Source organism: Streptosporangium sp. NPDC001559, from assembly GCF_042893955.1.
In the GTDB taxonomy this organism is placed as follows: Bacteria; Actinomycetota; Actinomycetes; order Streptosporangiales; family Streptosporangiaceae; genus Streptosporangium.
This window is the reverse complement of record NZ_JBIAVG010000002.1, coordinates 1-22,621: the sequence shown is the minus strand read 5'-3', so window position 1 is coordinate 22,621 and position 22,621 is coordinate 1. Positions and strand designations below refer to the sequence as shown.

At 72.4% G+C, this 22,621-nt stretch carries 20 protein-coding genes; 10 read left to right on the top strand and 10 right to left on the bottom strand.

What is annotated here, in order from left to right; all coding sequences use genetic code 11:
* Genes ACFYY8_RS04180 through ACFYY8_RS04160 form a run of 5 tightly spaced genes read left to right on the top strand, consistent with a single transcriptional unit; the run spans position 1 to position 7,995 of the window.
* Complete coding sequence (locus ACFYY8_RS04180; RefSeq protein WP_390036984.1) at positions 1-2,301, top strand: hypothetical protein; 2,301 nt, start codon at positions 1-3, stop codon at positions 2,299-2,301.
* 3 nt (positions 2,302-2,304) lie between these two features.
* Positions 2,305-3,510 carry a hypothetical protein gene (locus ACFYY8_RS04175; protein ID WP_390036982.1) on the top strand — a complete coding sequence of 402 codons (1,206 nt, stop codon included), beginning with the start codon at positions 2,305-2,307 and terminating at the stop codon, positions 3,508-3,510.
* A gap of 4 nt (positions 3,511-3,514) precedes the next feature.
* Positions 3,515-5,722, top strand: coding sequence for a hypothetical protein (locus ACFYY8_RS04170; protein ID WP_390036980.1), 2,208 nt, complete (start codon positions 3,515-3,517; stop codon positions 5,720-5,722).
* A 3-nt stretch (positions 5,723-5,725) separates the two neighbouring features.
* Positions 5,726-7,402, top strand: a complete 1,677-nt coding sequence (locus ACFYY8_RS04165) for a hypothetical protein (protein ID WP_390036978.1) — start codon at positions 5,726-5,728, stop codon at positions 7,400-7,402.
* A gap of 20 nt (positions 7,403-7,422) precedes the next feature.
* Positions 7,423-7,995: a GNAT family N-acetyltransferase gene (locus ACFYY8_RS04160; protein ID WP_390036977.1), complete on the top strand. Its 573-nt coding sequence runs from the start codon at positions 7,423-7,425 to the stop codon at positions 7,993-7,995.
* 92 nt (positions 7,996-8,087) lie between these two features.
* Here the strand turns inward: ACFYY8_RS04160 and ACFYY8_RS04155 are convergent, their stop codons facing one another.
* Positions 8,088-8,315, bottom strand: a complete 228-nt coding sequence (locus ACFYY8_RS04155) for a DUF397 domain-containing protein (protein WP_390036975.1) — start codon at positions 8,313-8,315, stop codon at positions 8,088-8,090.
* 18 nt (positions 8,316-8,333) lie between these two features.
* On the bottom strand, positions 8,334-9,188 hold the full coding sequence (locus ACFYY8_RS04150; protein WP_390036973.1) for a helix-turn-helix domain-containing protein: 855 nt from the start codon (positions 9,186-9,188) through the stop codon (positions 8,334-8,336).
* A 446-nt stretch (positions 9,189-9,634) separates the two neighbouring features.
* On the opposite strand from ACFYY8_RS04150, the gene ACFYY8_RS04145 reads away from it, so the two are divergent.
* The gene (locus ACFYY8_RS04145; protein ID WP_390036971.1) at positions 9,635-10,183 is read left to right on the top strand and encodes a Pycsar system effector family protein; all 549 of its coding nucleotides are present in this window, start codon (positions 9,635-9,637) and stop codon (positions 10,181-10,183) included.
* Positions 10,184-10,195: 12 nt separating this feature from the next.
* Here ACFYY8_RS04145 and ACFYY8_RS04140 read toward each other — a convergent pair whose 3' ends face one another.
* The 7 genes from ACFYY8_RS04140 to ACFYY8_RS04110 form a co-directional block, all read right to left on the bottom strand.
* Entirely contained in the window at positions 10,196-11,062 is an 867-nt protein-coding gene (locus ACFYY8_RS04140; RefSeq protein WP_390036969.1) for a bile acid:sodium symporter family protein, read from the bottom strand.
* Between the two features lie 25 nt (positions 11,063-11,087).
* Complete coding sequence (locus ACFYY8_RS04135) at positions 11,088-12,434, bottom strand: Dyp-type peroxidase (RefSeq protein WP_390036967.1); 1,347 nt, start codon at positions 12,432-12,434, stop codon at positions 11,088-11,090.
* The gene (locus ACFYY8_RS04130; RefSeq protein WP_390036966.1) at positions 12,431-13,459 is read right to left on the bottom strand and encodes a hypothetical protein; all 1,029 of its coding nucleotides are present in this window, start codon (positions 13,457-13,459) and stop codon (positions 12,431-12,433) included. Before ACFYY8_RS04130 ends, ACFYY8_RS04135 begins: the two co-directional genes overlap by 4 nt.
* Before the next feature lie 67 nt (positions 13,460-13,526).
* Positions 13,527-14,060 carry a hypothetical protein gene (locus ACFYY8_RS04125; protein WP_390036964.1) on the bottom strand — a complete coding sequence of 178 codons (534 nt, stop codon included), beginning with the start codon at positions 14,058-14,060 and terminating at the stop codon, positions 13,527-13,529.
* A 130-nt stretch (positions 14,061-14,190) separates the two neighbouring features.
* Positions 14,191-14,781, bottom strand: coding sequence for a DUF305 domain-containing protein (locus ACFYY8_RS04120; protein WP_390036962.1), 591 nt, complete (start codon positions 14,779-14,781; stop codon positions 14,191-14,193).
* A 78-nt stretch (positions 14,782-14,859) separates the two neighbouring features.
* Complete coding sequence (locus ACFYY8_RS04115) at positions 14,860-15,240, bottom strand: DUF6153 family protein (protein ID WP_390037991.1); 381 nt, start codon at positions 15,238-15,240, stop codon at positions 14,860-14,862.
* Between the two features lie 31 nt (positions 15,241-15,271).
* A complete protein-coding gene (locus ACFYY8_RS04110; protein ID WP_390036961.1) occupies positions 15,272-15,739 on the bottom strand; it encodes a MarR family winged helix-turn-helix transcriptional regulator in 468 nt (155 codons plus the stop codon).
* Positions 15,740-15,838: 99 nt separating this feature from the next.
* On the opposite strand from ACFYY8_RS04110, the gene ACFYY8_RS04105 reads away from it, so the two are divergent.
* A complete protein-coding gene (locus tag ACFYY8_RS04105; protein WP_390036959.1) occupies positions 15,839-16,678 on the top strand; it encodes an NAD(P)H-binding protein in 840 nt (279 codons plus the stop codon).
* 114 nt (positions 16,679-16,792) lie between these two features.
* Here ACFYY8_RS04105 and ACFYY8_RS04100 read toward each other — a convergent pair whose 3' ends face one another.
* Positions 16,793-17,260, bottom strand: coding sequence for a DNA starvation/stationary phase protection protein (locus tag ACFYY8_RS04100; protein WP_352008874.1), 468 nt, complete (start codon positions 17,258-17,260; stop codon positions 16,793-16,795).
* Positions 17,261-17,374: 114 nt separating this feature from the next.
* Between ACFYY8_RS04100 and ACFYY8_RS04095 the strand changes: the two genes are divergently transcribed.
* From ACFYY8_RS04095 to ACFYY8_RS04085, 3 genes are all read left to right on the top strand, one after another.
* Positions 17,375-18,031, top strand: a complete 657-nt coding sequence (locus ACFYY8_RS04095) for a MerR family transcriptional regulator (RefSeq protein WP_390036957.1) — start codon at positions 17,375-17,377, stop codon at positions 18,029-18,031.
* Positions 18,028-20,385: a VIT domain-containing protein gene (locus ACFYY8_RS04090; RefSeq protein WP_390036955.1), complete on the top strand. Its 2,358-nt coding sequence runs from the start codon at positions 18,028-18,030 to the stop codon at positions 20,383-20,385. Before ACFYY8_RS04095 ends, ACFYY8_RS04090 begins: the two co-directional genes overlap by 4 nt.
* Before the next feature lie 141 nt (positions 20,386-20,526).
* Entirely contained in the window at positions 20,527-22,158 is a 1,632-nt protein-coding gene (locus ACFYY8_RS04085) for a DUF885 domain-containing protein (protein ID WP_390036953.1), read from the top strand.
* Positions 22,159-22,621 lie beyond the last annotated feature (463 nt).

Below are 22,621 nucleotides of genomic sequence, written 5' to 3'. Positions count from 1 at the left end.
ATGTCCTTCGACCACGACCGGTACGTCGAGGAGGTCCTCGAACCGGCCCGCCGCCCCGGTGGCGCGCTCCCCGACGACCCGCGCGTGCGCTACCGGGTGGACGAGACGATGAGCGCCGCCGAGGTCACCGAGACCGTCAGGCGGGTACGGCAGAGCTGGCGGCTGGCCAGGGGGCAGCTGAAGTTCAAACGGCTCGTCAACCGGCTTGAGGCCGACGACCAGGGGAGATACCGGGAGATCTTCTCCGCCGCCGAACGGGGGGATCTCGGCCCGCTGCGCACGGCCCTGGCGGAGACGGCGGAGCACGCGGCCAGGCGGCGCGCGGACGCCGAGGAGCGTCTGCGGGCCGCCGCGGGCCGCCTGCGCCTGGTCCTTCCCGACGTCGTGGAACGCATCGCGCAGGACACCGGACTCGGGGCGGAGGAGACCCTCGCGCTGTGCGGCGAGCTCGGAATCGAGGCGCGCGAGCCCGACCGGCTGCCGCAGGCTCCGCCGTACGCGGGGTACGGCGAGGTCCGCGCGGCCCTCGACACGCTGGGCGAACGGCATCTGGCGCGTTTCGTGTTCGGTGACGCCTGCCGGGAGACGCGGGTGCTCGGCGGCTTCTCCCTGCCGGACGGGACGCCGCTCGGCGGTGACACCCTCGAAGGGGTGCGGGCCAGGTGGGCGGCCGAGCCGAGGGGGACGCTGACGACCCAGGCCGAGACCGTGCTGACCGCGCTGAGCACCGTGCCCGACCCGGCTGAGCTGGTGCGTCACGACCTCGTGGCCCGGGTGCGGGAGCGGGCCCGCGAACACGCCGACGACGGCACCCTCGTACGGTACGCCGTCGGACATCTCGGCCTGGCCCTCGACGAGGCGCGCGGGCTGGTCTTCGCGGTCCGGCACGAGAGCCGGTACGGCGGCGCGCCGGGTGACACGGCGGCCCGGCTCAAGGAGCTGATCGACGGCGGGGACGTCGTCGGCGCCGTCGATCTCGCGCGGACCCTGGACGGGGCCGCGCTCTCCGGCGAGGTCGGCGACCTGGTGGCCGAGGCCCAGACCAGGCTGGACACGGCCGTGCGCCTGAGGGCCGAGGCCGTGCGGGACGGCACGGACCCCGACCAGGCCTGGCTGATGCTGCGGGACGCGCTCGCCGGCGTGCCCGGCCTGCCGGAGGCCCGGGAGCTCCAGGCGAGGCTGGCCCCGCACCCGGCCGGGCCGGTCACGGCCGAGGCGCGCGCGGAGGGTGTCCTGGTCTCGTGGGAGCCCTCGGCGTCCAAGGTCGGGGAGATCGGCTACGAGGTGCGAAGGAACGGCGCCTGGCTGGCCGTCGTCGCCGGATGCTCCCTCCTCGACGAGACACCCGTCGTCGGCACCGCCCTGCGCTACGAGGTGGTCGCCCGCCGCGGTGAGGCCGCCGCCGCGCCCTCGGGCGCCGAACCACTCGTCCTGCGCCCGGAGGCGGTCCGCTCGTTCGCCCTCGAACCCGACCCCGAGGAGCCGGGGGCGTTCCTCGTGCGCTGCGAGACGCCCGCGACCGGCGCCCTGGAGATCGTCGCCCTTCCGGGTGAGCCGCCCTGGCCGCCGGGGACGACGGTCCCGGTGGCCGGCCTGCGCGCGGCGAGCCGTACCGTGCCTTCGTCTCCGCACCGGGACGGCCTGACGGTCCGGCCCGCCGGGGTCGGCGCCGTCCTGCTCGCGGTGACCGTCGCGGGCGGGCTGGCCGCGATCGGCGGCCACCGTGAGCACGTGAGCCTGCCGCCCGTCGCCGGTCTCACCGCGGAACGCCGGGGCGAGGTCGTGTACGTGGGATTCGTCTGGCCACCCGAGGTGAGCGAGGCGCTGGTGCGCTGGAACGGCCGGGAGCGGATCGTCTCCTCCGCGCTCTACCACGGCCGGGGCGGCGTCCGACTGGCCTTCCCCGAGGACGAGGAGCTGACCGTCGAGGTGGCCCCGGCCCTGTTCCTTGATGGGGGACACGTCTTCGGCCCGGCGTCCTCCGTACGGCTGCCCGCCAGACCGCCGGTGCGCTACGACGTGACGTGGCAGGGGCCGCCCTGGCGGCGCCGCCTGGTGCTCACGCTCACCTGCGAACGCCCCGTACGGCTGGCACGCCTGTCGCTCGTGCTGCGGCGGGGCCGCGTCCAGCCCGTTTCCGCCGCCGACGGCGTCGTCCTGGCCGAGTGGAGCGACCTGGAGGTCCCGGTCACGCTGGAGACGCCGGGGCCCGGCCGGGCGGGGCCGTACTGGCTGCGCTGCTTCGCCGAGGGCGAGGCCGAACTCGTCGATCCGCCGGTGCGGCGGCTGAGGGTGGGGTGAGCCGTGGTCACCTGTCCGCACTGCTTCGCGAGGCTGCGTCCCGGCCGGATCGAGTTCCGGTGCGTCGGAGCCTCGGGGCGCAGGGGAGGTTGCGACCCCGAGCCCGACGAGGTCCTGGCCCGCCATCTCGGCTCGGCCTCGGGGGTCTCGCTGCCGCCCGCGTTCGCGGTGCCCCGCCCCGGAAGCCGGGCCGAATGCCCCCGCTGTCACCGGCAGACCGGCCGCCGGGTCTGCCCCCGGTGCCACAGCCCGCTGCCCGCGGAGTACTGCCGGCGGCCGGGAAGGATCGTCGCCCTGGTGGGGGCGAAGGGCTCGGGGAAGAGCACCTACCTCACTGTCCTGCTGCACGAACTGGCCAACCAGGTCGGCGAGGAGCTGAACACCACCCTCATGGGCTGCGACGAACGGACCATCGAACGCTACCGGCGTGACTTCGCCCGCCCGCTCTACGAGGAGAACCGGCTGCTCGGCGCGACCCGCTCGGCGGAGACCGACCCCGGTGGGCCCCTGGTCTACCTGCTGTCCAGGACCGTCTGGTCGTTCGACCGCGCGGTGCGGCTGTTCGGGCGGGAGTTCCGGATCAGGTGGGACAGGACGCGCTCGCTGGCGCTGGTCCTGTTCGACGCGGCGGGCGAGGACCTGCGCAGCCGCGACCGCAGTGAGCTGTACCTGTCCTACGTCGGCGCGGCGGACGGCGTCGTCGTCCTCCTCGACCCGCTCGGGCTTCCCGGCGCGGGCACCCCGGTGAACGACGGCGACCCCGGCGACGACCCCCTCGACGTGATCGCCAGGGTCACCGAGCTGCTGCGCGAACGGCACCGTTCAGGGTGGCTCTCAGGGTGGTTCCCGCGGCGGCTGCGGATCCCGGTGGCGGTGGCGCTCAGCAAGATCGACGCGCTGCGGCCCGAGTTCGGCCGTCAGTCGGCCCTGCATCGCGCCCGTCCCCGCACCGGCCGTCTCGACCTCGACGACCGGGAGGCGGTGCACGAGCAGGTGCGGGCGCTGCTCGACCGGTGGCAGGCGGGCGCGATCGACCGGTATCTGGGCCAGAACTACACCGGCCACGCGCTGTTCGGGCTTTCGGCCCTCGGCGGGGAGCCCGACCTCGGGACCGGCGGGGTCGGGCCGGGAGGCGTGCGTCCCTACCGGGTCGAGGATCCGCTGCTGTGGCTGCTGTACCGGTTCGGCATGCTGCGCGCAGGGCGGTGAGGCGGTGGCCTGGCAGCTGCACTACACCTCGGTGGCGGCGGGCCCGACGGGCCGGGCGGGGTTCCAGTTCGTCGCGGAGACACCGGGGCTGCCCGAGGGCGTACGGTCGCGCGTCGCCCCTCTGCTGACCTACCGGCCGCCGCCCGGCGCCCCGCTCGCCCCGACCGAGCGGGAGGCGTCGTGTTTCCCCGTCGCGCTGACCTACGACCTCCTCGGCTCCCACCGGGTGCTGACCCGCTGCGTCCATCTCGGCCGGGACTACTCGGGGCGGTACGGCAACTTCCTCGGGCACGCCCTGGTGGTCTCCCCCGGCGAGCTGACCGGCCTGAGACCGGTGGAGCTGTGGCAGGCCCCCTTCTGGAAGGACACCCCGGAGACGGCTCTGCCCGGCCTGACCGAGATCGTTCCCGGCGGCACGGCCGACCCCGAATCCCTCGGGGAGTGGCTCGCGAGTCAGGGTGACGGCGGTTACGCCCGGCTCGGCTTCCTGCTGGAGACGACGGTTCGGGCCCTGACCCGGGGGCACGGACGACTGGTCCTGGTGGCCGGGGACGTCGAGGAGATCGTCCGGTGGATCACCGTGATCTCCTACTCGCTGCCGCAGACCGTCGCCCTCGGCCTGTCGTTCGTCACCTACAGCGCCGATCCGGCGACGGCCTCGCAGATCATCGTGGGGACCACGCCGGACGTCTGGCTCCCCTCCGACCTGGACGCCGAGGTGGTCGATCTCACCCGGCCCGCGACCGGCTCCGGAACCGGCCGGCTGGCCCGTACGGTCGTGGACCGCTGGCGGCGGATGGACATGGCCGCGCTGGACGGCATGGCCGAGCTGGGCCGTACCGACCCCGAGGCGGCCGCGGCCCTCGTGGCCTTCTGCGACGGCGACGTCACCGTCACCCGCGCCGAGCAGCTGGACGCGGCACGCCTGCTGGAGGCCGGTCTCCCCGCCTGGGTGTGGCGGGCGTTGGAAGGCGCCGCCGACCGGATGGAGTACGAGCTCGCCGCCGCCGCGAGCGCGACCGGCCCGCCGGACGCGGCCGACCGCTGCGCCGCCCGGTGCGTGGCGCTGGCCCTCCGGAACCCCGAGCTGCCGTTGCCCGCCGTACGGCTGCGCGCGGCGACCCGCCTGGCGCTCGAACCCCGGGTGCGGGACGCACTGGGCGGGGCGGGGAGCCTGACCGGTCTCGCCGACGTGACGCTGCTCGCCGTCGAGGCGGGGCTGGCCGTGCCGGGGCGCGATCTGGAACGCCGGGCCGCCGCGCTCGTCCGTGCCGGGGCGGGTGATCTCCGGCGTGCCGCGGGGCGGATGCCGTACGGCTGGCGCGGCGGGCTTGTCGAGGGCGCGCTCGCCGGGCTGGAGACGGCGTCGGCGGAGGTCCGGGCCCGGCTGCTGACCGACGAGGTCTGCGACCTGCTCGCGCCCGCCGACCTGACACGCGCCCCGCGTACCGGAGCGGCCGTCCTCCACCGCCTGGTGCGGCGCGGCGCGCTCGGCCGGGTCGACGCGACGGAACGGCTCGTACGGCTGGCGCCGGAACCCGGACGTGACACGGTGCTGCGGGAGATCTGGGCCGGGCCGCCGACGCCCGCCGAGTGCGGGGCGCTCGCGGAACGGCTGGGCTCCTCGGCCGGGGTCTCCCCGGTCCTGGTGGAGCTGCCGGGGCGCGCGTTCCTCAGCGGAGGGCCACGGGAGGAGCCTGCCAGGCTGGCGAGACTGGTGACGTCGCCGGCGCCCTCCGGGAGCGCCGAACTGGTGGTCGTCGTCGCGGAGATCTCCGGCGCGGTCCGGCCCGGTGACCTGGCCGGACCGCTCGAAAGGCTCCTCGACGCCAGAGAGACGGCCGGTCCCGAGCTGCGCGGGGCCGTGGCGAAGGCGGTGCTGGGGGTCCTGGACGCCAGAGGGCCCGAGTTCCGGGCGAAGGTCGTCATGACCGCCTCCCGCCGGGCCGCCGCGTGGCTGGTCGACCTGTGGCTGAGACGCGTCAGGTCGCGGGAGGAGCAGGCGAGACTCCTGGAGGTCACGGTCAGGCTGCGGCTGGGCGGGGCCGGGTCCGAACGGCTCGACGCGTGGGCACGCGGGTCGCCCCTGGGCTCCATGCGGGCCAGGTTCGCCCACGACCCCGACCTCCTGCGGGGCTACGAGGAGCTGGTGCGCCCGCGAACCGCCCTCTGGGAGCGCCTGCGCCCCCGGCTGGTGTGGAAGCGGGAGTGAGCCGTGTCGATCTGGGTCGTGATCGCGGTCGTCGTGTTCCCCTTCCTCGCCGGTGCCGGGCCCGCGCTGGCGGTCACGGTCCTCGCCGCCGCCGGGCACCACGTCCACCGGTCCTGCCGGGTGCTGCTCTCCCGTACGGCCTCCACGGTTCCCCGCCCCGGCGGCCGGGGCGGGGATCCCGCCTACCGGATCTACGCGCTGCGGCAGATATGGCGTGACTGGGCGGCGCTGGACAGGGCGAGCCGCCCGGTCGTCGTCGCCAGGGCCGGGGCCGTCCGGGACTGGATCGGGCAGCGGTGGCGCGAACGGCCGCAGGTGTACTTCCTGTTCCCGCTGTGGCTCGGCGTCGAGACGGGCGTCGTACTGGGCATGGTCGTGCTCGCCTTCGCCCTGGCCGTGTCGTTCGCGGCGTACGCGCTGTTCACGGGTGTGGCCCTGCTGGTGTGGCTGCCCTGCGTCCTGGTGCTGCGCGGCCTGGACCTGGCCTTCACCGCCATCCACCGGGTCCTGCAGGTCTGCCAGAACGCCGACTGCTACGAACGGCTGACGCTTCCCGAGTACGCCTGCCCCTCCTGCGGGGAACGGCATCGGCGGCTGCGCCCCAACGGGGACGGCGCGTTCCGGCACGTGTGCGTGTGCGGCGCCCGGCTCCCCACGACGATCCTCCTCGGCAGGCACCGGCTGGCGGGGCACTGTCCCGGGTGCGGCAGGGCCCTGTCACCGAGGACGGGACGGGCCAGGGCCGAGCCGCTGCCGTTCGTCGGCGGCCCCGACGCGGGTAAGACGACGTTCATGACGCTGGCGATCGCCGCGCTGCACGCCGCGATCGAGGCGAACGGCGGGCGGGCGAGCTTCGTGACCCACCAGGACGGCCTCGCCTTCACCCGTAACCGGGACGAGATGCGGCAGGGCAGGGTGTCCAAGACGCCCACTCCCCTGCCGACGGCCATGACTCTGGACGTCTCGCTTCCCACCGGGTCCCGCGGGGGAGACCGGATCCTGTACCTGTTCGACCCCTCCGGCGAGCACTACACGGGGGCGACCGCGGTCGAGGCGATGGGCTACCTGACGCACGGGGAGCGGATGGTCCTGGTCGTCGACCCGTTCGCGCTGCCCCTCGTGCGGGGCGGCCTGACCACGGCCGAACGCGACATGCTCACCGCGGCCGGGGTCTCCTTCTCCTCGGAGGACCCGGCCGACACCTTCCAGCGGGTGCGCGCCGAGCTCGCCTCCCGTCCCGGCGGGGGCGGGCAGCGGCGGGTAGCGGTCGTCGTCAGCAAGGCCGACCTGCTGGTGCGGACGGGCGTCGGCCGGGAGGTCGGTCCGGGGACCGGTGAGGTGTCCGGCTGGCTCCGCATGATGGGCCTGGGCAACATGGTCAGGGAGCTGTCCTCCATGGCGGGCGAGACCCGCTACCTGGCGTCGGGCCTTCCCTCCGACGCCGTGGCCGTCGCCCGGCTGGTCGCCTGGCTGGTCGACCTGCCGCTGGCCGTACCGGACGAACTGCCCGAGGGGCGCCCGGTGACCGCCGACCCCCGCAGGCCGTGGCGGGTGTCACCGCGCCGGGACGGCCTCGTGCCGGTCGGCTACGTGGCCGCCCGCCGGACCGTCCTCATCGCCTCGATCCTCCTGCCCGCCGCCCTGCTCGCCCTCGCGATCTCGGCCCTCATGGCCGGATAGCGTCGGGGATAATGCCCTCCATGTCTCAGGCGACGTTGCGCACCGGCCGCATCCTTCTTGTCCCGCTGGCCGACGAGCACCTTGAGGACGAGGTGGAACTCGACTCCGACCCCGAGGTCATGCGTTATCTCGAAGGCCGGGCCCGTACCCGCGAGGAGGTCGAGCGCTTCCACCGCAAACGGCTCGCCGCCGCGGACCGGGTGCCGGGCCTGGGGTTCTGGGCCGGTTCCGTGGACGGGCGGTTCGTCGGCTGGTGGATCCTCGAACCACCACAGCGGGCCGACCAGGGCCCGGTCGAGGGGCAGGCCGAACTCGGCTACCGCCTCCTGCGCCGCCACTGGCGTCAGGGCCTGGCAAGCGAGGGCGCACGGGAGTTGCTCCGGCACGGCTTCGAGGACCTCGGGCTGAACCGTGTCTTCGCCGAGACGATGGCGGTCAACGCCGCCTCCCGCGCGACGATGGCCTCGGTCGGCATGCGGCACGTCCGCACGTTCCACCTGGAGTGGGACGAACCGCTTCCCGGCAGCGAGCACGGCGAGGTCGAGTACGCGATCACCCGGCAGGAGTGGCTCAGGAGTTCCGCGAGGCCTTGACGTCCGCGACTCGCCCGCGCCGTACCGCCCGGCCGAGTCCTTCGTCTCCTGGGAGTCCGGCCAGGGCGAGGAGCGCCGCCGTCAGGCACCGTTCAGGAGACCGGGAAGTCGAACTCACCGTTCTTGACGCCGCCGACGAACGCCTGCCATTCGGCGCGGGTGTAGACGATCACCTCGGCGTCGCGGCGGCGGCTGTGCCGCACCGCCACCCGGCCGCTGCCGTCCGCCAGCGGCCCGGCCTCCACGCACTGACCGCCGGTGTCGGGGCTCTTCGAGCTGATGCGCCAGGCGACACCCGACAGTTCCTCGGGGGTGATCATCTGCTTCTCCCTGTCGTCTCATTTGAATCGGTCGACCGCATTCTTGATAACGGTCGCGGAATCATCCGGGGTAAGCGCGGCGTTCAGCAGCAGATCGTACGCCTGGACGAAGTTTTCCGCACCGTCCGACTCGGTGTAGACGGCCCCTCCCCTGGTCTCCGTGTATGTCACGTCGGAGTAGGGCTCGGGCATGCGGAAAACCGTGAAGGCGCCGTCCACTCCGGCGTGCGCCCCGACCGCGAACGGCAGGACCTGAAGGATCACATTCGGCCTGGAGGCGGCCTCGAAAAGGCGCTCCAGCTGAGCACGCATCACATTCGGGCCGCCGACCGCGCGGTGAAGCACGCCCTCGTCGAGGACGATCATCAGCTTCGGCGGCGCCTCCCCGTCGAGCACGTCCTGCCGGGCCATCCGGAACGCGATCCACTGCTCGACCTGACGGGCGGAGGCCTCCGTGGCTCCCGCCGTGATGATCGCCGAGGCGTAGTCACGGGTCTGGAGGAGGCCGGGGACGACCATCGCCGCGTAGGAGTAGACGGCCTTGGCCCGGGTCTCCAGCCAGGCGTGGTCGAGCATGCCGCCGAGGGAGTCGGCGGAGAAGCCGTCCCACCAGCCCTTGCGCCAGATGTCACGGCTGAGCTGTTCGAGCCCGTCGCGGATCCGCTCGTCGTCGATCTCGTACAGGTTGAGCAGGGCCATGACGTCGGACACCCGTGCCGGGATGATGCCCGACTCAAGGCGGCTGATGGTCGCCGCGTCACGCTGAAGGTGGTCGCCCGCCTGCCTGAGCGTCAGCCCGGCCGCGTCGCGGTACTCCTTCAGGTGCTTTCCGAGCCACTGCGCCCGCAGCGTCGGCCCTCTCTTCGCGGCCATCTCACTCTCCTTTGGCGATCGTTTCCCTTATGGGACCAATTCCAGGTAAATGCGGATATTCTCAACTATTTTGTTTCGTAAGCTTGCGCTTTTCCGAAGGCAATGTCACGCTACCACCGCACCAACGGTCACGCTCGGCATTGACATGGGAGCGTAAAGAAACCTCCACGGCGTTCGGTCGTCATTCACACTCCGGCGCCGGCCGAATCGAGAAGCGAGGTTCCAGGAATGGCCGCCCGGCCTGCCGATCAGTGAGGCCATACAAAACCGGGCATTCCAGGCTCCGAGGGGTCCGCGACAGCTCAAGGCCGTCGCGTTTCATGCCTTGGGCCGCACGAACGCTTTACCGCGACGTGGACATCGCCCCCTTCACCCCCTCCTACAGTGGTTGAAACCCGACACATGCCCGTTCGCACCCCCGGAGCCAGACGGAGAAAAGGGGAGGCATGACCCACGAACCGGTGACGTCCAGTGGTCGCTCCGGGAACGGCAGCCGCGCGGAACACACGTCCATGTCCCCGCTCCTCAGGGAACGGCTCGACGCCGCCGTCGTCGCCGCCCGCGCCGAGCTGATCAGCGCGAGCGAGAAAAGAGCGGGCCTGCTGCTGTCATGGGCGGGCGTCGCCTACGGCGTGCTCGTCACCCTCATCCTCACCGGCCCGGCCCGCTTTCCCGGCATCGGGCGTTTCGGTGTCGTCCTGGCGCTGATCCTGCTGTCCGTGGCGGTCACACTGATCCTGTTCACCATCCGCCCGCTGTCCTCCAGGCGCGGTGGGCTGCGGATCCTCGACTACGCCGACGCGCCGACACCACAGGCCCTGATCGAGCGGATGAACACCGAGACCTCGGACTACGAGCTGTTCCTGGCGACCGACGCCCTGTGGATCGCCAGAGTGGCCCGTACCAAGCACCGCAATCTGCGCTGGTCCGTCGATCTGATCGTCGCCGGCATCGTCACCATGACGGTCATGGTCTTCCTGGAGCGCCTGCTCTGACCCTTCGGTTCCTCAGGGGGCGTCGCCGCGCCGGTGACCGAGCACCGCGGCGATCGGCAGGACCGCCACCAGACCGCTGATCAGCACCGCGGCGAGCGCTCCCAGGACGGCCTGCGCGTCGTCGAAGGCGATCCCGACGGCGGCCAGCGGAGGTCCCACGTTGCGCACCGCCGTGACGCACCCCATGGTGGTACGGCGCGCGGACGGCCCGGTGGCCAGCAGGGTGCCGACGGCGAACGCGGCCCCGGCCAGGACGAATCCCGCGAGCAGGGTGCGCGAGCCCAGCAGCGCGACGACGTCGTGCCAGCTGCCCAGCAGCATGCCGGCCAGCACCATCAGGAACGTCACGTTCGACACCAGGGCGGCGACCGGGTGCCACGAGCGCGCCGTGGAGCGCGCGCAGTGACGCACCACCAGCCCGACGGCGAACGGCACCAGCTGCAGGACGGCCACGGTCCGCACCAGCGCGGCGACGTCCAGGGAGATCCTGGCGCCGACGTCGGCCACGCTGAGGACGGCCGTGCTCATCGGGCCGAAGGTGAGGCTCGCCACCGCGGCCAGCAGCACCTGCGTCGCCGTGCCCGCGCTCACGTCCCCCTTCTGCACCACGCTCAGCTTCGCCCCGAACGGCCCTCCCGGGGAGGCCGCGACCAGGATCAGGGCGATGAAACCCGCGGTGGGCAGGGCGAACAGCTCCGCGAGGCCCCAGCCGAGCAACGGGACGGCCACCAGGTTGGCCAGCAGGGCCGACGCGAGCAACCGCAGGTCGGTGAGGACCGCCCGCAGGGCGGACAACGTGGTCGCCAGACCCCCGGCGAACATGGTGACCGCGATGAAGATCACGGTGATCGCGTTGAACAGCGACTGCAGCGCGTTCATGGAACCTCCGGTCCTGCGCCGTGCGTCAGTCGCCGAGCTCGCCCAGCCAGCGCAGGGCGCTCAGCGAGGGCATGAAGCAGTACTCACCGCCGCGTGTGACCACGAACCGTGGCAGTCCTCTCAGGCAGCGCCGCAGCGGCCTGCGGGGAATCGTGAAGTCGCCGGAGCCGTCACCTGGGCCGTCGCCGGAGCCGACGACCGGGTCACGCGCGCCGCCCCCGCCGAAGAAGACGCCGTCGTTCATCCACTCGGACTGGACGAACTCGAACTGCCTGCCGAGATGCGCCCCGATGAAGGCGAACATCAGCCCGCGGTCGGCCTCGTCGTCCTCCAGTACCCCTTCGGGCAGCGGCGGGCCGTAGGCGGTGCCGCGCCGGATCATCCGGTGCAGCCTCGGCACGCCCGCCACCGCCGCGTCGCGGGGATTGCCCCTGCGGATGTGACAGCCGCCGGGAGTGGTGAACCCCGCCGGGTCGTCCCGCTCGTAGCCGAAGACGTTGTTGCGGAGGGGATCGGCGCCGAGACCGGGATCGTCGTGGCCGGGACTGAGCGCCAGCGGGGCGCCGCTGCGCCAGCGGCCCATGATCTTCGCCGCCAGCCACTCCTCGTCCGCCGGATCGGCCGCGTTGTCACGCAGGTAACGCCGGAACGCGGCGACGCGCTGGTGAAGCTTGCGGAAGACCGCGTAGCTGCCGTTGCGCCCCAGCACCTCGGGCTGCGGGACCTGGAGACCACCCAGTTCGTCGGGGTATCCGAGCACGAACTCCCCGGCCCTGAGCGGCGCCTCCAGGCTGTTGGACCCGGCGACGCCGCTGCCTTCGACGGCCGGGTGACTGATGCCGTCGCGGTAGCCGAACGGCTCGGTCTCGGTGGACAGCGCGTGACAGTCCTGCCGCCAGATCGCCGTGACGCCCGGCAGGGCGTGGTAGGCGGGCCGGGCGCGATCGAGGGCCGCCTCCAGCCGCGCGGCGTCGGGGGCGAGGGCCACCAGCACCACGTGGACCTCGGAGGTGCCCAGCGGGGTCTCCCAGTTCTCCGGGGCGCTCTCCCCGACGTCGCCCAGCGCGCGGGCGCGGGCGGCCATCCCCTGCCGGAACTCCCAGGAGAAGGTCTCCAGCGACTCCCTCGGCACCCCGAGCGCCGCCAGGCCGTGGTGGGTGAGCGCGACGCTGACCCAGGTCTCCCCCAGAGGGCTGGTCGTGTCGGCGGCCGAGGTGACCGCCGTGCTGAGGCGCCGCATCAGCTCCCGTCCGTGCGCGCGCTCGTCCACGCGGAACAGGACGTAGGTCGCCGCGTACGGGCTCGGCCGGGGGCTGAGCACCCCGCGCTGGATGTCGTCGAGTTCGAGTACGGCCCCCGCCCGCCCGGTCATGTCCCCCTCCGGTGTGTGACGACGTTCCTCCAGAAGGCGCGCAGGCTCTCGTCGCCGCCGAACAGCGAGCTGAAGACCGTGGAGTCGGCCAGCAGCACGTCACCGGCCCGTTCCCCGCCCGGGGGCATCCACAGGACCACGTCGAACTCGGTGTTGCCCTCCTCGGTGAAGGGGTGCGCCGGCCGCGACAGGTCGATCGGCTGCCTGCCCAGCACGCGGACGACGTCCGGGTCGTCGGTCGTCACGGCGTAGTGCGGCAGATGCATGTGGAAGTTGAGGGTGGTCACCCCCTCCAGCCACCCTCCGGTGTCCAGGTCCCTGGCGACGGACAGCGGCGCGATCTGCTTGGGCCCGCTCACCGCGGGGCGCAGGCCGTACCGGTTCTCCACCGGTATGCCGAGCTCTCCCATCAAGGAACGCAGATATCGGGCGAAGCGTTGCTGCCGGGGCACCAGGGGGTCGCCGTGGTGGCGGTGCTCCCTGTCACGCACGGCCAGGTCGTCGGAGGCCCCGACGTCGTGGTGCGGTCCCAGCACCAGGCGGGTCCCCTCCCTGGCGAGGAAGGCCCGTACCGCCTCGATCTCCTCGGGCGCCGGTTCCTGCCCGGTGATCATGTGGTCCAGTCCGAACACCAGCAGGGTGTCGGTGTCGGCCAGCACCCGCTCGTCCAGCGGGGTGGGGAAACCCGCCTGGTCGACGCGCTGGTACACCGGCACCGGGTGCCCGGTGACCTCCTGGGCGAACTGCTGGAACGGCAGCCAGCCCCAGAAGAACAGCTCAAGGGATCCGGCGACGCCCTGCTGGAAGCGCAGCGGGTCGGACCACTTCGGGTCCTCGTAGGCGGGCCAGGCCGTCCGCCGGACCTCGGTCATCGTGGAGAAGCGGTTGTCCAGCTCGGCCGGGTTCCTGCCCGCCTCCGCCGGATAGCTCCACGAGACGTAGACGCTCACCCGCTGCCCGCCGGGGGTGTACGGACGCGGCACGTGGTTCTGGTTGTAGGTGCGTGCGGTCGTCGACCGGCTCATCTCGTCTCCCCTGTACGGCGGGACACGCGTGGCGCCCGGCCCGCTCTGGCGGCTCACGGCTCGGGTCTCACTGCATCTGGTCGAGCACCTCCGACAGGGCGCTCTTGATCCGCAGCGCCTTCTTGATCTCGTCGGCGGTGACGTAGGGGTACTCCCCGTACTCGACGAAGCTCGGGCAGTGGTGCTCGCGGACGAACCTGACGAACGCCTCGGGGTTGGTCCGCCAGTCCTCGGGGAAGCCCTCAAGGTTCTCGAAGGCCGTGCTCACCCCCGACATGGTGAACAGCGCGACGGCGTCCTCGGTGTACTTGTCGAAGTCGGTGTCGAAGATCCCCTGGTACATGAAGCGCGTGTCGTCGTCGAAGAGCACCCAGCGCAGGTAGTGCAGTTTGAGCGGGGCCAGCAGGTACGGGTCGGCCTCCAGCGCCCTGGCCAGGGTGTGGCCGTGGTCCCTGATCGCCCCGGCCCGCCCCGGTTTGACGTCGGCGATGATCGTGAACCCGTAGCACGCCGGGGTCCTCGGGAAGACGGGGCCGTACTTGCCCTGTTCGAGGTGGTCGGTCTCCTTGGGGATGACGACCGCCCGAGGAATGATGTCCATGCCGCTCCCCCTGTCACTCGGTCAGGGGGGAAACAGGCGAAGCTGCCTGACCTGCAGAATTATCCCACGCCCTGATCCGAGCGAGGCGCCCGCCGTACGGGTTGCGCGGCGGGCGCCCGGGCCGCCGGGGTTACCGCAACAGCCGCCTCATCGTGGCGATCTCCGCCGACTGGCCGTCGACGATGTCGGCGGCCATCCGCCGGGCCGGTTCGTGGACGCCTTCCGCCTGCTCCTGCCTGGCCATGGCGACGGCGCCCTCGTGGTGCTGGATCATCATCGTCAGGAACGCCCTGTCGAAGGCGGCGCCCTTGAGCCCCTTGAGCTCCTCCATGGCCTGGCCGGACATCATGCCGGGCATGTCGTGGTCCATGGGCGTGCCCTGCTCACCCGGCACCTGCGCGCCCCAGGCGGTGAGCCAGCCGCTCATCGTCCGGATCTCCGGCTCCTGGGCCGCCTCGATCTTCCCGGCCAGGTCCTTGACCTGGCCGCTCGCGGCCCGGCCCTCGGCCAGCTTCGCCATCTCCACCGCCTGGCGGTGGTGGGGGATCATCATCTGGGCGAACATGACGTCCTTGCCGTTGTGGTCGGCGGCCGGAGTGGCGGCCGCCGGCGCGGCCGGGGCGGAGTCCATGGCGAGCGCGGTGCGCCCGGCGGAGCCGCAGCCGGTGGCCGACAGACCGGCCGCCGCGAGAACGAGTGCGGGAATGACGATGCGCTTCATGACGAACACCCTCCGTGTTCAACAAGGTGAATGAGAAGTCGGCGCTCGACGGCCGGAACGGACCGCCGAGTGCGGCTTCTACACCCGGATCACGCAAAGCTGGGCGAGGGTCGGTCCTCTGGGTCGGGCGGTGGGCCCGCGTGGCAGCCCGCGAACGAGCGGGCGGGCCCGCGTCGGCACCGGCCGGCCGAGAACCGCCACGGCGGCGAGGAGCAGGAGTGCCGCTCCGGTGAGCAGGAAGGCCAGGCAGACCTGGCCGCCCATGTGACTTTCGTGGGAGGGGTCCGACATCGGGGCACCGGCGCCGGAGGCGTGGCCGAGCCCCATGGTCAGGACGCTCGGGGCGGGCGCCGGGCCGGGCGAGGGCTGCACCCCGTGCATGACGATCAGCCCGCACAGGACGGCGGCGACCAGCAGCGGCCCACCCAGCGGGGCGAGTCTGCGAGCCGCGTTACCCATTGCCACAGTTGTCACATTACCGGCCACCCGGTCACGACAGTTCCTCGACGGCGCGCTGGTAGGCGCCCAGGGTGTCGAGGAACATCCGGCGCTGTTCCGGGGTGAGCGGTTCGAGTGCCCTGCGCCAGGCGACGGCCCCTCTGGCCAGCCAGTCGTCGATCACCGGGCGACCGGCCGCGGCGATGCTGACGATCCTGCGGCGCCGGTCGTCGTCGTCCTCGCGCCGCTCCAGGACGCCCTTGCGGCTCAGCTCACCGACCATCAGGCTCACCGTCGTCGGCGCGACCTCAAGACGCGCGGCCAGCTCGTTCACCGTCATCGGCCCGTCGAACAGCAGGTAGGACAGCAGCGACAGATGCCGTGGCCCCAGCGCGAGCGACTGGAGCGGCTCGGGGACCGGCAGTCGTTTCACCCGCCCGACCATGCGCGGCATGAGCAGCAGTAACGCCCGGATCGCGTCGTCGACGTCCAGCCCGGGCCCCTCGTCTCCACTTGACACGCCCCACCCCTCCCAAATTACCTTTGCGACCAAAGATATTTGGCTTCCAAAGCAAATCCATCGTAGCCGGGAACGGCCACGAGCCAGGGGGAATCGATCATGACCATCCTCGTCACCGGCGCCCGGGGCAACATCGGCGGCCGTCTTGTCACCCTGCTCGCCGGGGATGGCCACCGGGTGCGCGGCTCGGCCAGGGACGCCTCCGCGCTGCGGCCGCCCGAGGGCGCCGAGACCGCCGAACTGGACGTCACCGACCCGCGCGGCGCCGAAGAGGCCCTGCGGGACGTCGAGACGATGTTCCTCTACCCCACCAGGGGCGAGGTCGGCGCCTTCCTGAGGATCGCCGCCGAGGCGGGTGTCCGGCACGTCGTGCTGCTGTCCTCCCCCGCCTCCTACGAGGCCGGGGAGTACGACCGGCCCATCGGCCTCGCCCATCGGGCGGTCGAGCGGGCACTGGAGGAATCCGGCCTGCGGCACACCGTGCTGTATCCGAGCTGGCTGGCCACCAACGCCCGCCGCGACTGGGCCGGGGAGATCCGCGCCACCGGACGGGTCGGCATCGCCCATCCCGACGCGCGGGTCAACCCCGTCCACATCGACGACGTCGCCGAGGTGGCCGCGCACCTGCTCACCGAGGAGGCGCACCGGAGCCGGAGGCAGGTGCTCACCGGCCCCCGGTCGATGCGCCTGCGTGAGGTCGTCGCGGTCCTCGGCGAGGCCGTCGGCGCGTCCGTCGAGGTGGAGGAGTTGACCGTGGAGCAGGCGCTCGGACGGCGCGCCCCCCGGATGCCCGAGCCGGTCCTGCGGACACTCCTTGAGGTGACCGCCTCGGCCGTCGGTGTTCCCGCACCCGTCACCAACACCGTCGAACGGATCACCGGCCACCCCGCCCGCGAGTTCGCCGAGTGGGCGAGCGCGAACCGGGCCGACTTCCTGTGACACGGGGGCGCCCCGGCCACGACGGTCCGGAACGCCCCCGAGCGGATGCGGCACCTGCTTCGTGGGTCTTCACGCCTACCGCGGCCGCCCGGGCGGCGACCCACAGAGCAGGTCCTAGCGCTGGGCCTCGATCATCCAGTGCTGCTCCTCCAGTTTCTGGGTGATCTCGATGAAGATGTCCTGGGTCACCGGATCGGCCTTCTCGGTCGCCTCGACGCGCTCACGCATCCTGCGGATGATCGATCCGAGGATGTCCGTCATCGCGGCGACGACCTTGCCGTCGTTGATGTAACCGGCCTCCAGTTCCGGCAGCTCGCTGGTCTTGGCGAGCGTCGAGGCGCGCCCGTCGGGGTTGCCTCCGAGGGCGACCGCCCGTTCGGCGACGGTGTCGGCGTACTCCCTGGCCGAGGCGACGATCTCGTCGAGCTGCAGGTGCAGCGAGCGGAAATGATGGCCGATCACGTTCCAGTGGGCCTGCTTGCCCAGCAGTGACAGCTCCAGAAGATCCACGAGCGCGCCCTGGAGCGCGGTGATGACGACCTTCTTGTCCTCGCCCTTGAGCGAACTGGTGATCGCGGACATGTGGTGTCCTCCCCCTGCTTGCAGGATCGGTTTCCGTTTTGTACGGGAACGTCCCTACCCATCAATATGGCCCTTATGTTGACACTGTCATTGTGACAGTGTCACTATCGTCATATGGAATGGACCATCGGTGAGCTGGCGGAGCGGGCCTCCGCGGCGCTGTCCCCGACCGCCCAGCTCAACGGGCGGGTCAGAGACGTGCCCAACGAACGCCTCATCCGGTGGTACGCCACGATCGGCCTGCTCGACCCGCCCGCGTCCCGCCGGGGCCGCGTGGCCCTGTACGGCAGGCGTCACCTGCTCCAGCTCGTCGCCGTCAAACGCCGCCAGGCCGAGGGGCTGACCATCGCCGAGATCCAGGCCGAGCTGGCCGGGGCGAGCGACCAGACCCTTGAGGCCGTCGCCGACCTCCCCTCGCCGGCATCCCTGAGCTCTCCGGACTCTTCGGGCTCTCCTCCGGGCTCTCCGGGCGGCGGAGGCGCGCGCCCGAGGTTCTGGGCCGAACCACCCAGGGCATCCGCCCCCCGGCCACAGCCCCGGTCGCAATCCCAGTCACGGCCTCAGCCGCGGGTACGGCCCGCCCCCGCCCAGGTCAACGGCGTACGGCTGGCCCCCGGGGTGACGCTGCTGCTCGACGGCGGACGTCCCCTCTCCCCCGGCGCGCTCGCCGACATCGGCGCCGCCGCGGAGACGCTCCTGGCGGTGCTGCGCGGGCACGGCCTCGTCCTCGACATCCCCGACAACCCCGATCACGGAGGGAACCAACCATGATCACCGAGATCACGGCGCTACGCCCCGAGGAGTGCGAGCCGGTCCCCGGCGCCGGTCTCGGGGCCCTCGTCACCGACCGGGGCAATCTGCCGCTGGAGAGCGTCGAGGTGACCGCGGGCGTCTGCGGCCTCGCCGCGGGGGTCGAGGTCGTCCAGACCTTCCGCAACCCGCACGAGGTGGCGCTTGAGGCGACCTACGTCTTCCCGCTGCCCGACCGGGCCGCCGTCACCTCCTTCACGATGGAGGCCGACGGCCGGGTCGTCGAGGGCGTCCTGAAGGAGCGCGGCCAGGCCAGGGCCGACTACGACCAGGCCGTCGCCGAGGGCAGGCGGGCCGCGATCGCCGAGGAGGACCGGCCCGACGTCTTCACCATCAGGGTCGGCAACATCGTGCCCGGCGAGCGGGTCACCGTACGCCTCGGGCTCGACCAGCCGCTCCCCTACGAGGACGGCGCGGCGACCTTCCGCTTCCCGCTGGTCGTCGCTCCCCGTTACATCCCGGGCGCCCCGCTCGACGGTGAACGGGCGGGCGACGGCTGGGCCTGCGACACCGACGCGGTGCCCGACGCCTCCCGGATCACACCCCCGGTGCTGCTGCCAGGATTCCCCGACCCGGTCCGTCTGTCGCTGGCCGTCTCCATCGACCCCGCCGGTCTCGACCTGCGCGAGATCCGCTCCAGCCTGCACGTGGTCCAGGAGGAGGGACACACCGTACGGCTGCGCCCCGGCGAGCGTCTCGACCGCGACTTCGTCCTGCGCCTGACCTTCGACGCCTCGACCTCGCTGGCCCTGGTCCCCGACCCCGGGAAAGACCCCGAGGGCGGTTCGGGGGAGGGCACGTTCACGCTGACCGTCGTGCCCGGCCCGGCCCAGGTCGCGGGCAGGGCGAAGGACGTCGTGCTGGTGCTGGACCGCTCGGGCAGCATGACCGGCTGGAAGATGGTCGCGGCCCGGCGCGCGGCGGCCCGCATCGTCGACACGCTCACCACCGGTGACCGGTTCGCGGTGCTGTCCTTCGACACCGTCGTCGAGGGCCCCGAGGGGCTGGGCGAGGGGTTGTCCGAGGCGAGCGACCGCAACCGTTACCGCGCGGTCGAGCACCTGGCCCGTCTTGAGGCGCGGGGCGGCACCGAGATGCTGGCCCCCCTCGAACGGGCGGCCGGCCTGCTCGCCTCCGGCGGGAAAGGCGAGAGAGATGAGAGAGATCGTGTCCTGGTGCTCGTCACCGACGGCCAGGTCGGCAACGAGGACCAGATCCTGGAACGGCTCGCCCCCCGCCTGGCCGGGACGCGGGTGCACACGGTCGGCATCGACAGGGCGGTCAACGCCGGGTTCCTGAGCAGGCTGGCCGGGATCGGCTCGGGCCGGTGCGAGCTGGTCGAGTCGGAGGACAGGCTCGACGAGGCCATGGAGCACATCCACCGCAGGATCGGCTCTCCCCTGGTCACCGGCCTGTCCCTGGAGGCCGACGGGCTCGGCCTGCTCCCGGACGGCGTCAGCCGTCTCGACTCGCTCTACCCGGGGGTCCCGCTCGTCGTCAGGGGACGCTACCGGGGCGCCGCCGAAGGCTCGCTGGCCGTACGGGGGACCGACGCCGCCGGGCACGCCTGGCGGCGGCGGGTCGCGGGGAGCGTGGCGGACGGCCCGGCCACCGGGGCGACCCGGGCGATCTGGGCGCGGGAGCGCCTGCGGGCGCTCGAGGACCGCTACGCCGCCGGAGACCACTCGCTGGAGGAGGAGATCGTCGCGGTCTCCCTGAGACACGGCGTGCTCTGCCGGTTCACCGCGTTCGTCGCGGTCGACAGCCGGGTGGTGGCCGAGGGCGGCCCCGGGCACCGGGTGATCCAGCCGGTCGAGCCACCCAGCGGGTGGGAGCAGCCGCCTCCCCTGGCGGCGCCGATGTCGCTGACCGGGATGGCCGCCCCCATGAGCGCCGCGCCCGGGTTCGCGGCGGCGAGCTTCGGGGGCGCCCCCGTCCCGCCTCCCGCACCGGGCGCCGCCGCTCCGCGCTCCGTCGCTCCACGCGTCGCCGCGCCCGGCCCCCGCCCCCGGCTCGCCAGGCCAGCCCCGGTGGCTCCTCCCGCGCCCGCGCCGCTCGGTGAGCTGCTCGCCGGGGAGCTGCGCGGGCTGCGGGAGGCGGCCTCCCTGCCCGCCGCCGACCGGCTGCGTCATCTGGAGGACCTGGCGGGCAGGCTCGCCGCCCTGGCGGTCTCCCTGGGCGGTCACGCCGGGCTTGAGGCCCTGGTCGCACGGCTCCGGGCGGGCGGGGACGTGGAGGACCTGTGGCGCGAGACGCTCGAAGGGCTGGAGGAGCTGGGCCGTACCGGAAAACGCCGCTCTTTCTGGAGGCGATAAAGGCCATTTCCTAGGAGATATAACCTATTTCATATGGAGGGTATAACGCGCCGCCACCACAGGGGATAGCTTCCTCTTATAAGGGTCAGGACGTTATGTGCCAGGCGATTAGCCGCAGGTCAGGTTGGTTAAAGTTCCCGCGTGACCAGTCCCATTTTCTCTCTTTGTGATGAATATGTTTCGCGTTCGGCGGCGCTCGACCCGGTCGCCGCCGGAGCGGCGGGCATCGCCGTCGAGTTCGCCGCCGCGTCGGACTACGGCCCGGACGGCCACGCCGCGCGGGCCGCCCTGATCAGCGAGACATTGACCAAGCTCTCCGCCCTGCGCCCCCAGGGCGAGGCGGACGTGCGGGCGGCCGCCCATCTGCGTGAACGTCTTGAGGCCGAACGCGCCTGGCACGAGCTCGGCGAGCCGCTGCGCGCGGTGCAGGCGCCTTTCGGGCTCGTCAACGACCTGCGTGACAGCGTGGACCTCCTGCCGAACGGCACCGACGACGAGTGGCGTGACGTGGCGGCCAGGCTGTCGGCGATGCCCGAGATGCTGGACGGCTGGCGGACGAGCCTGGAGACCGGCCTGTCCAGGGGACTGCGGGCGGCCCGCCGCCAGGCGCTGGAGTCGGCGACCCAGGCCCGGCTGCTGGCCGACGGCGGCACCCACAATCCGCTGCTCGCCCGGTACGGCGACGGGCCGGTGCGACAGGAGCTGGCCAGGGGGGTCGCCGCCGCCCACGCCGCCTACGCGCGGATCGCCCGCTACCTGCGTGACGACTACGCGCCCATGGCCGAGGAGGCCGACGCGGTGGGCGCGGAGCGCTACGCGGCGGCCGCGAGGATCAGCCTGGGCGCCGACATCGACCTGGTCGACGCCTACGAGTGGGGCTGGGCCGAACTCGAACGCATCGAGACCGAGCTCGCCGTCGAGGCCGACCGGGTCAAGGCGGGTGCCTCGGTCGAGGAGGCGACGGAGATCCTCAACGACACCCAGTACGTCGTGGGGCGCGACGCCTACCGCGACTGGCTTCAGGAACGCCACGACAGGGCGATCGAGAGGCTGCAAGGCACCCACTTCGACATCGCCGAGCCGCTGCGCCGGGTGGACGTCACGCTGGCCGTCGGCTCCTCCTCGGGGGCTCCCTACTACACCTCGCCGAGTGAGGACCTGTCGCGGCCGGGCCGTACGTGGTGGCCGGTCAGCGGGGACAGGAACCGGTTCGAGACCTGGCCGGAGCTGACCACGGTCTTCCACGAGGGCGTTCCCGGGCACCATCTGCAGTTCGGCGCGACCAAGGTGGCCGGGGAGAGCCTGTCCCGCTTCGGCAGGAACTCCTGGGTGAGCGGGCACGGGGAGGGCTGGGCGCTGTACGCCGAACGGCTGGCCGACGAGCTGGGCTGGTTCACCGAGCCGGGCACCCGCCTCGGCATGCTCGCCGGGTCGGCGCTCCGGGCGGCCAGGGTCGTCGTGGACATCGGCGTCCACCTGGACCTGCCGCTGCCCGACGGGTCGCGGTGGACCTTCGCCAAGGCCTGCGAGGTGCTGGGCGAGCGGGGCAGGTGCGAACCGCACCGGATCCACGCCGAGATCGTCCGCTACTTCGGCTGGCCCGGCCAGGCGATCTCCTACAAGCTCGGCGAGCGGGCCTGGCTGGCAGCCAGGCAGGAGGCCAGGACGCGCCTGGGCGCCGCCTTCGACCTGCGCCGCTGGCACACCTCCGCCCTTGAACTCGGCCCGGTCGGCCTGTCCAGCCTGGCCGAGGCCCTGCGCCGGATCGGCTGAACGCCGGGCCTTCTCCGAGTCGCACGCTCCCGGACCGTGCGACCACGAGAACGCGCTGCCTCGAACCGACCTGCTGACGGTGTATGACAGGCTCTGCCCCCGCCCTCCGGGGGCAGAGCCCGCCGGAAAGGTCGCCGGGGCAAAGGAACAGTCACCCCTCGCCGACTCCCACACACAGGGATGCCACCACCCCCAGGCGACAACTCAACGTGATCGAAAAATTACTTCTCCGAAACCGGTACCGAAACGCAACAGGAAGCACATCAAGATCACCCATGGCGATGGGCGCCGCACCCGTCGCCCGGCCCCGGCTTCCGCAGCCGCCTACCCCACACCGGCGTTGCACAGCGACCATGGTCGGCCCCCTAAGGGCTTGCAGATGATTAACTCGCCGAGTTGATCTTTTGTGGGAATGCGCCGGTGCTGAGGGCGTAGGCGGTGAGGTCTGATGCCGAGTAGAGAC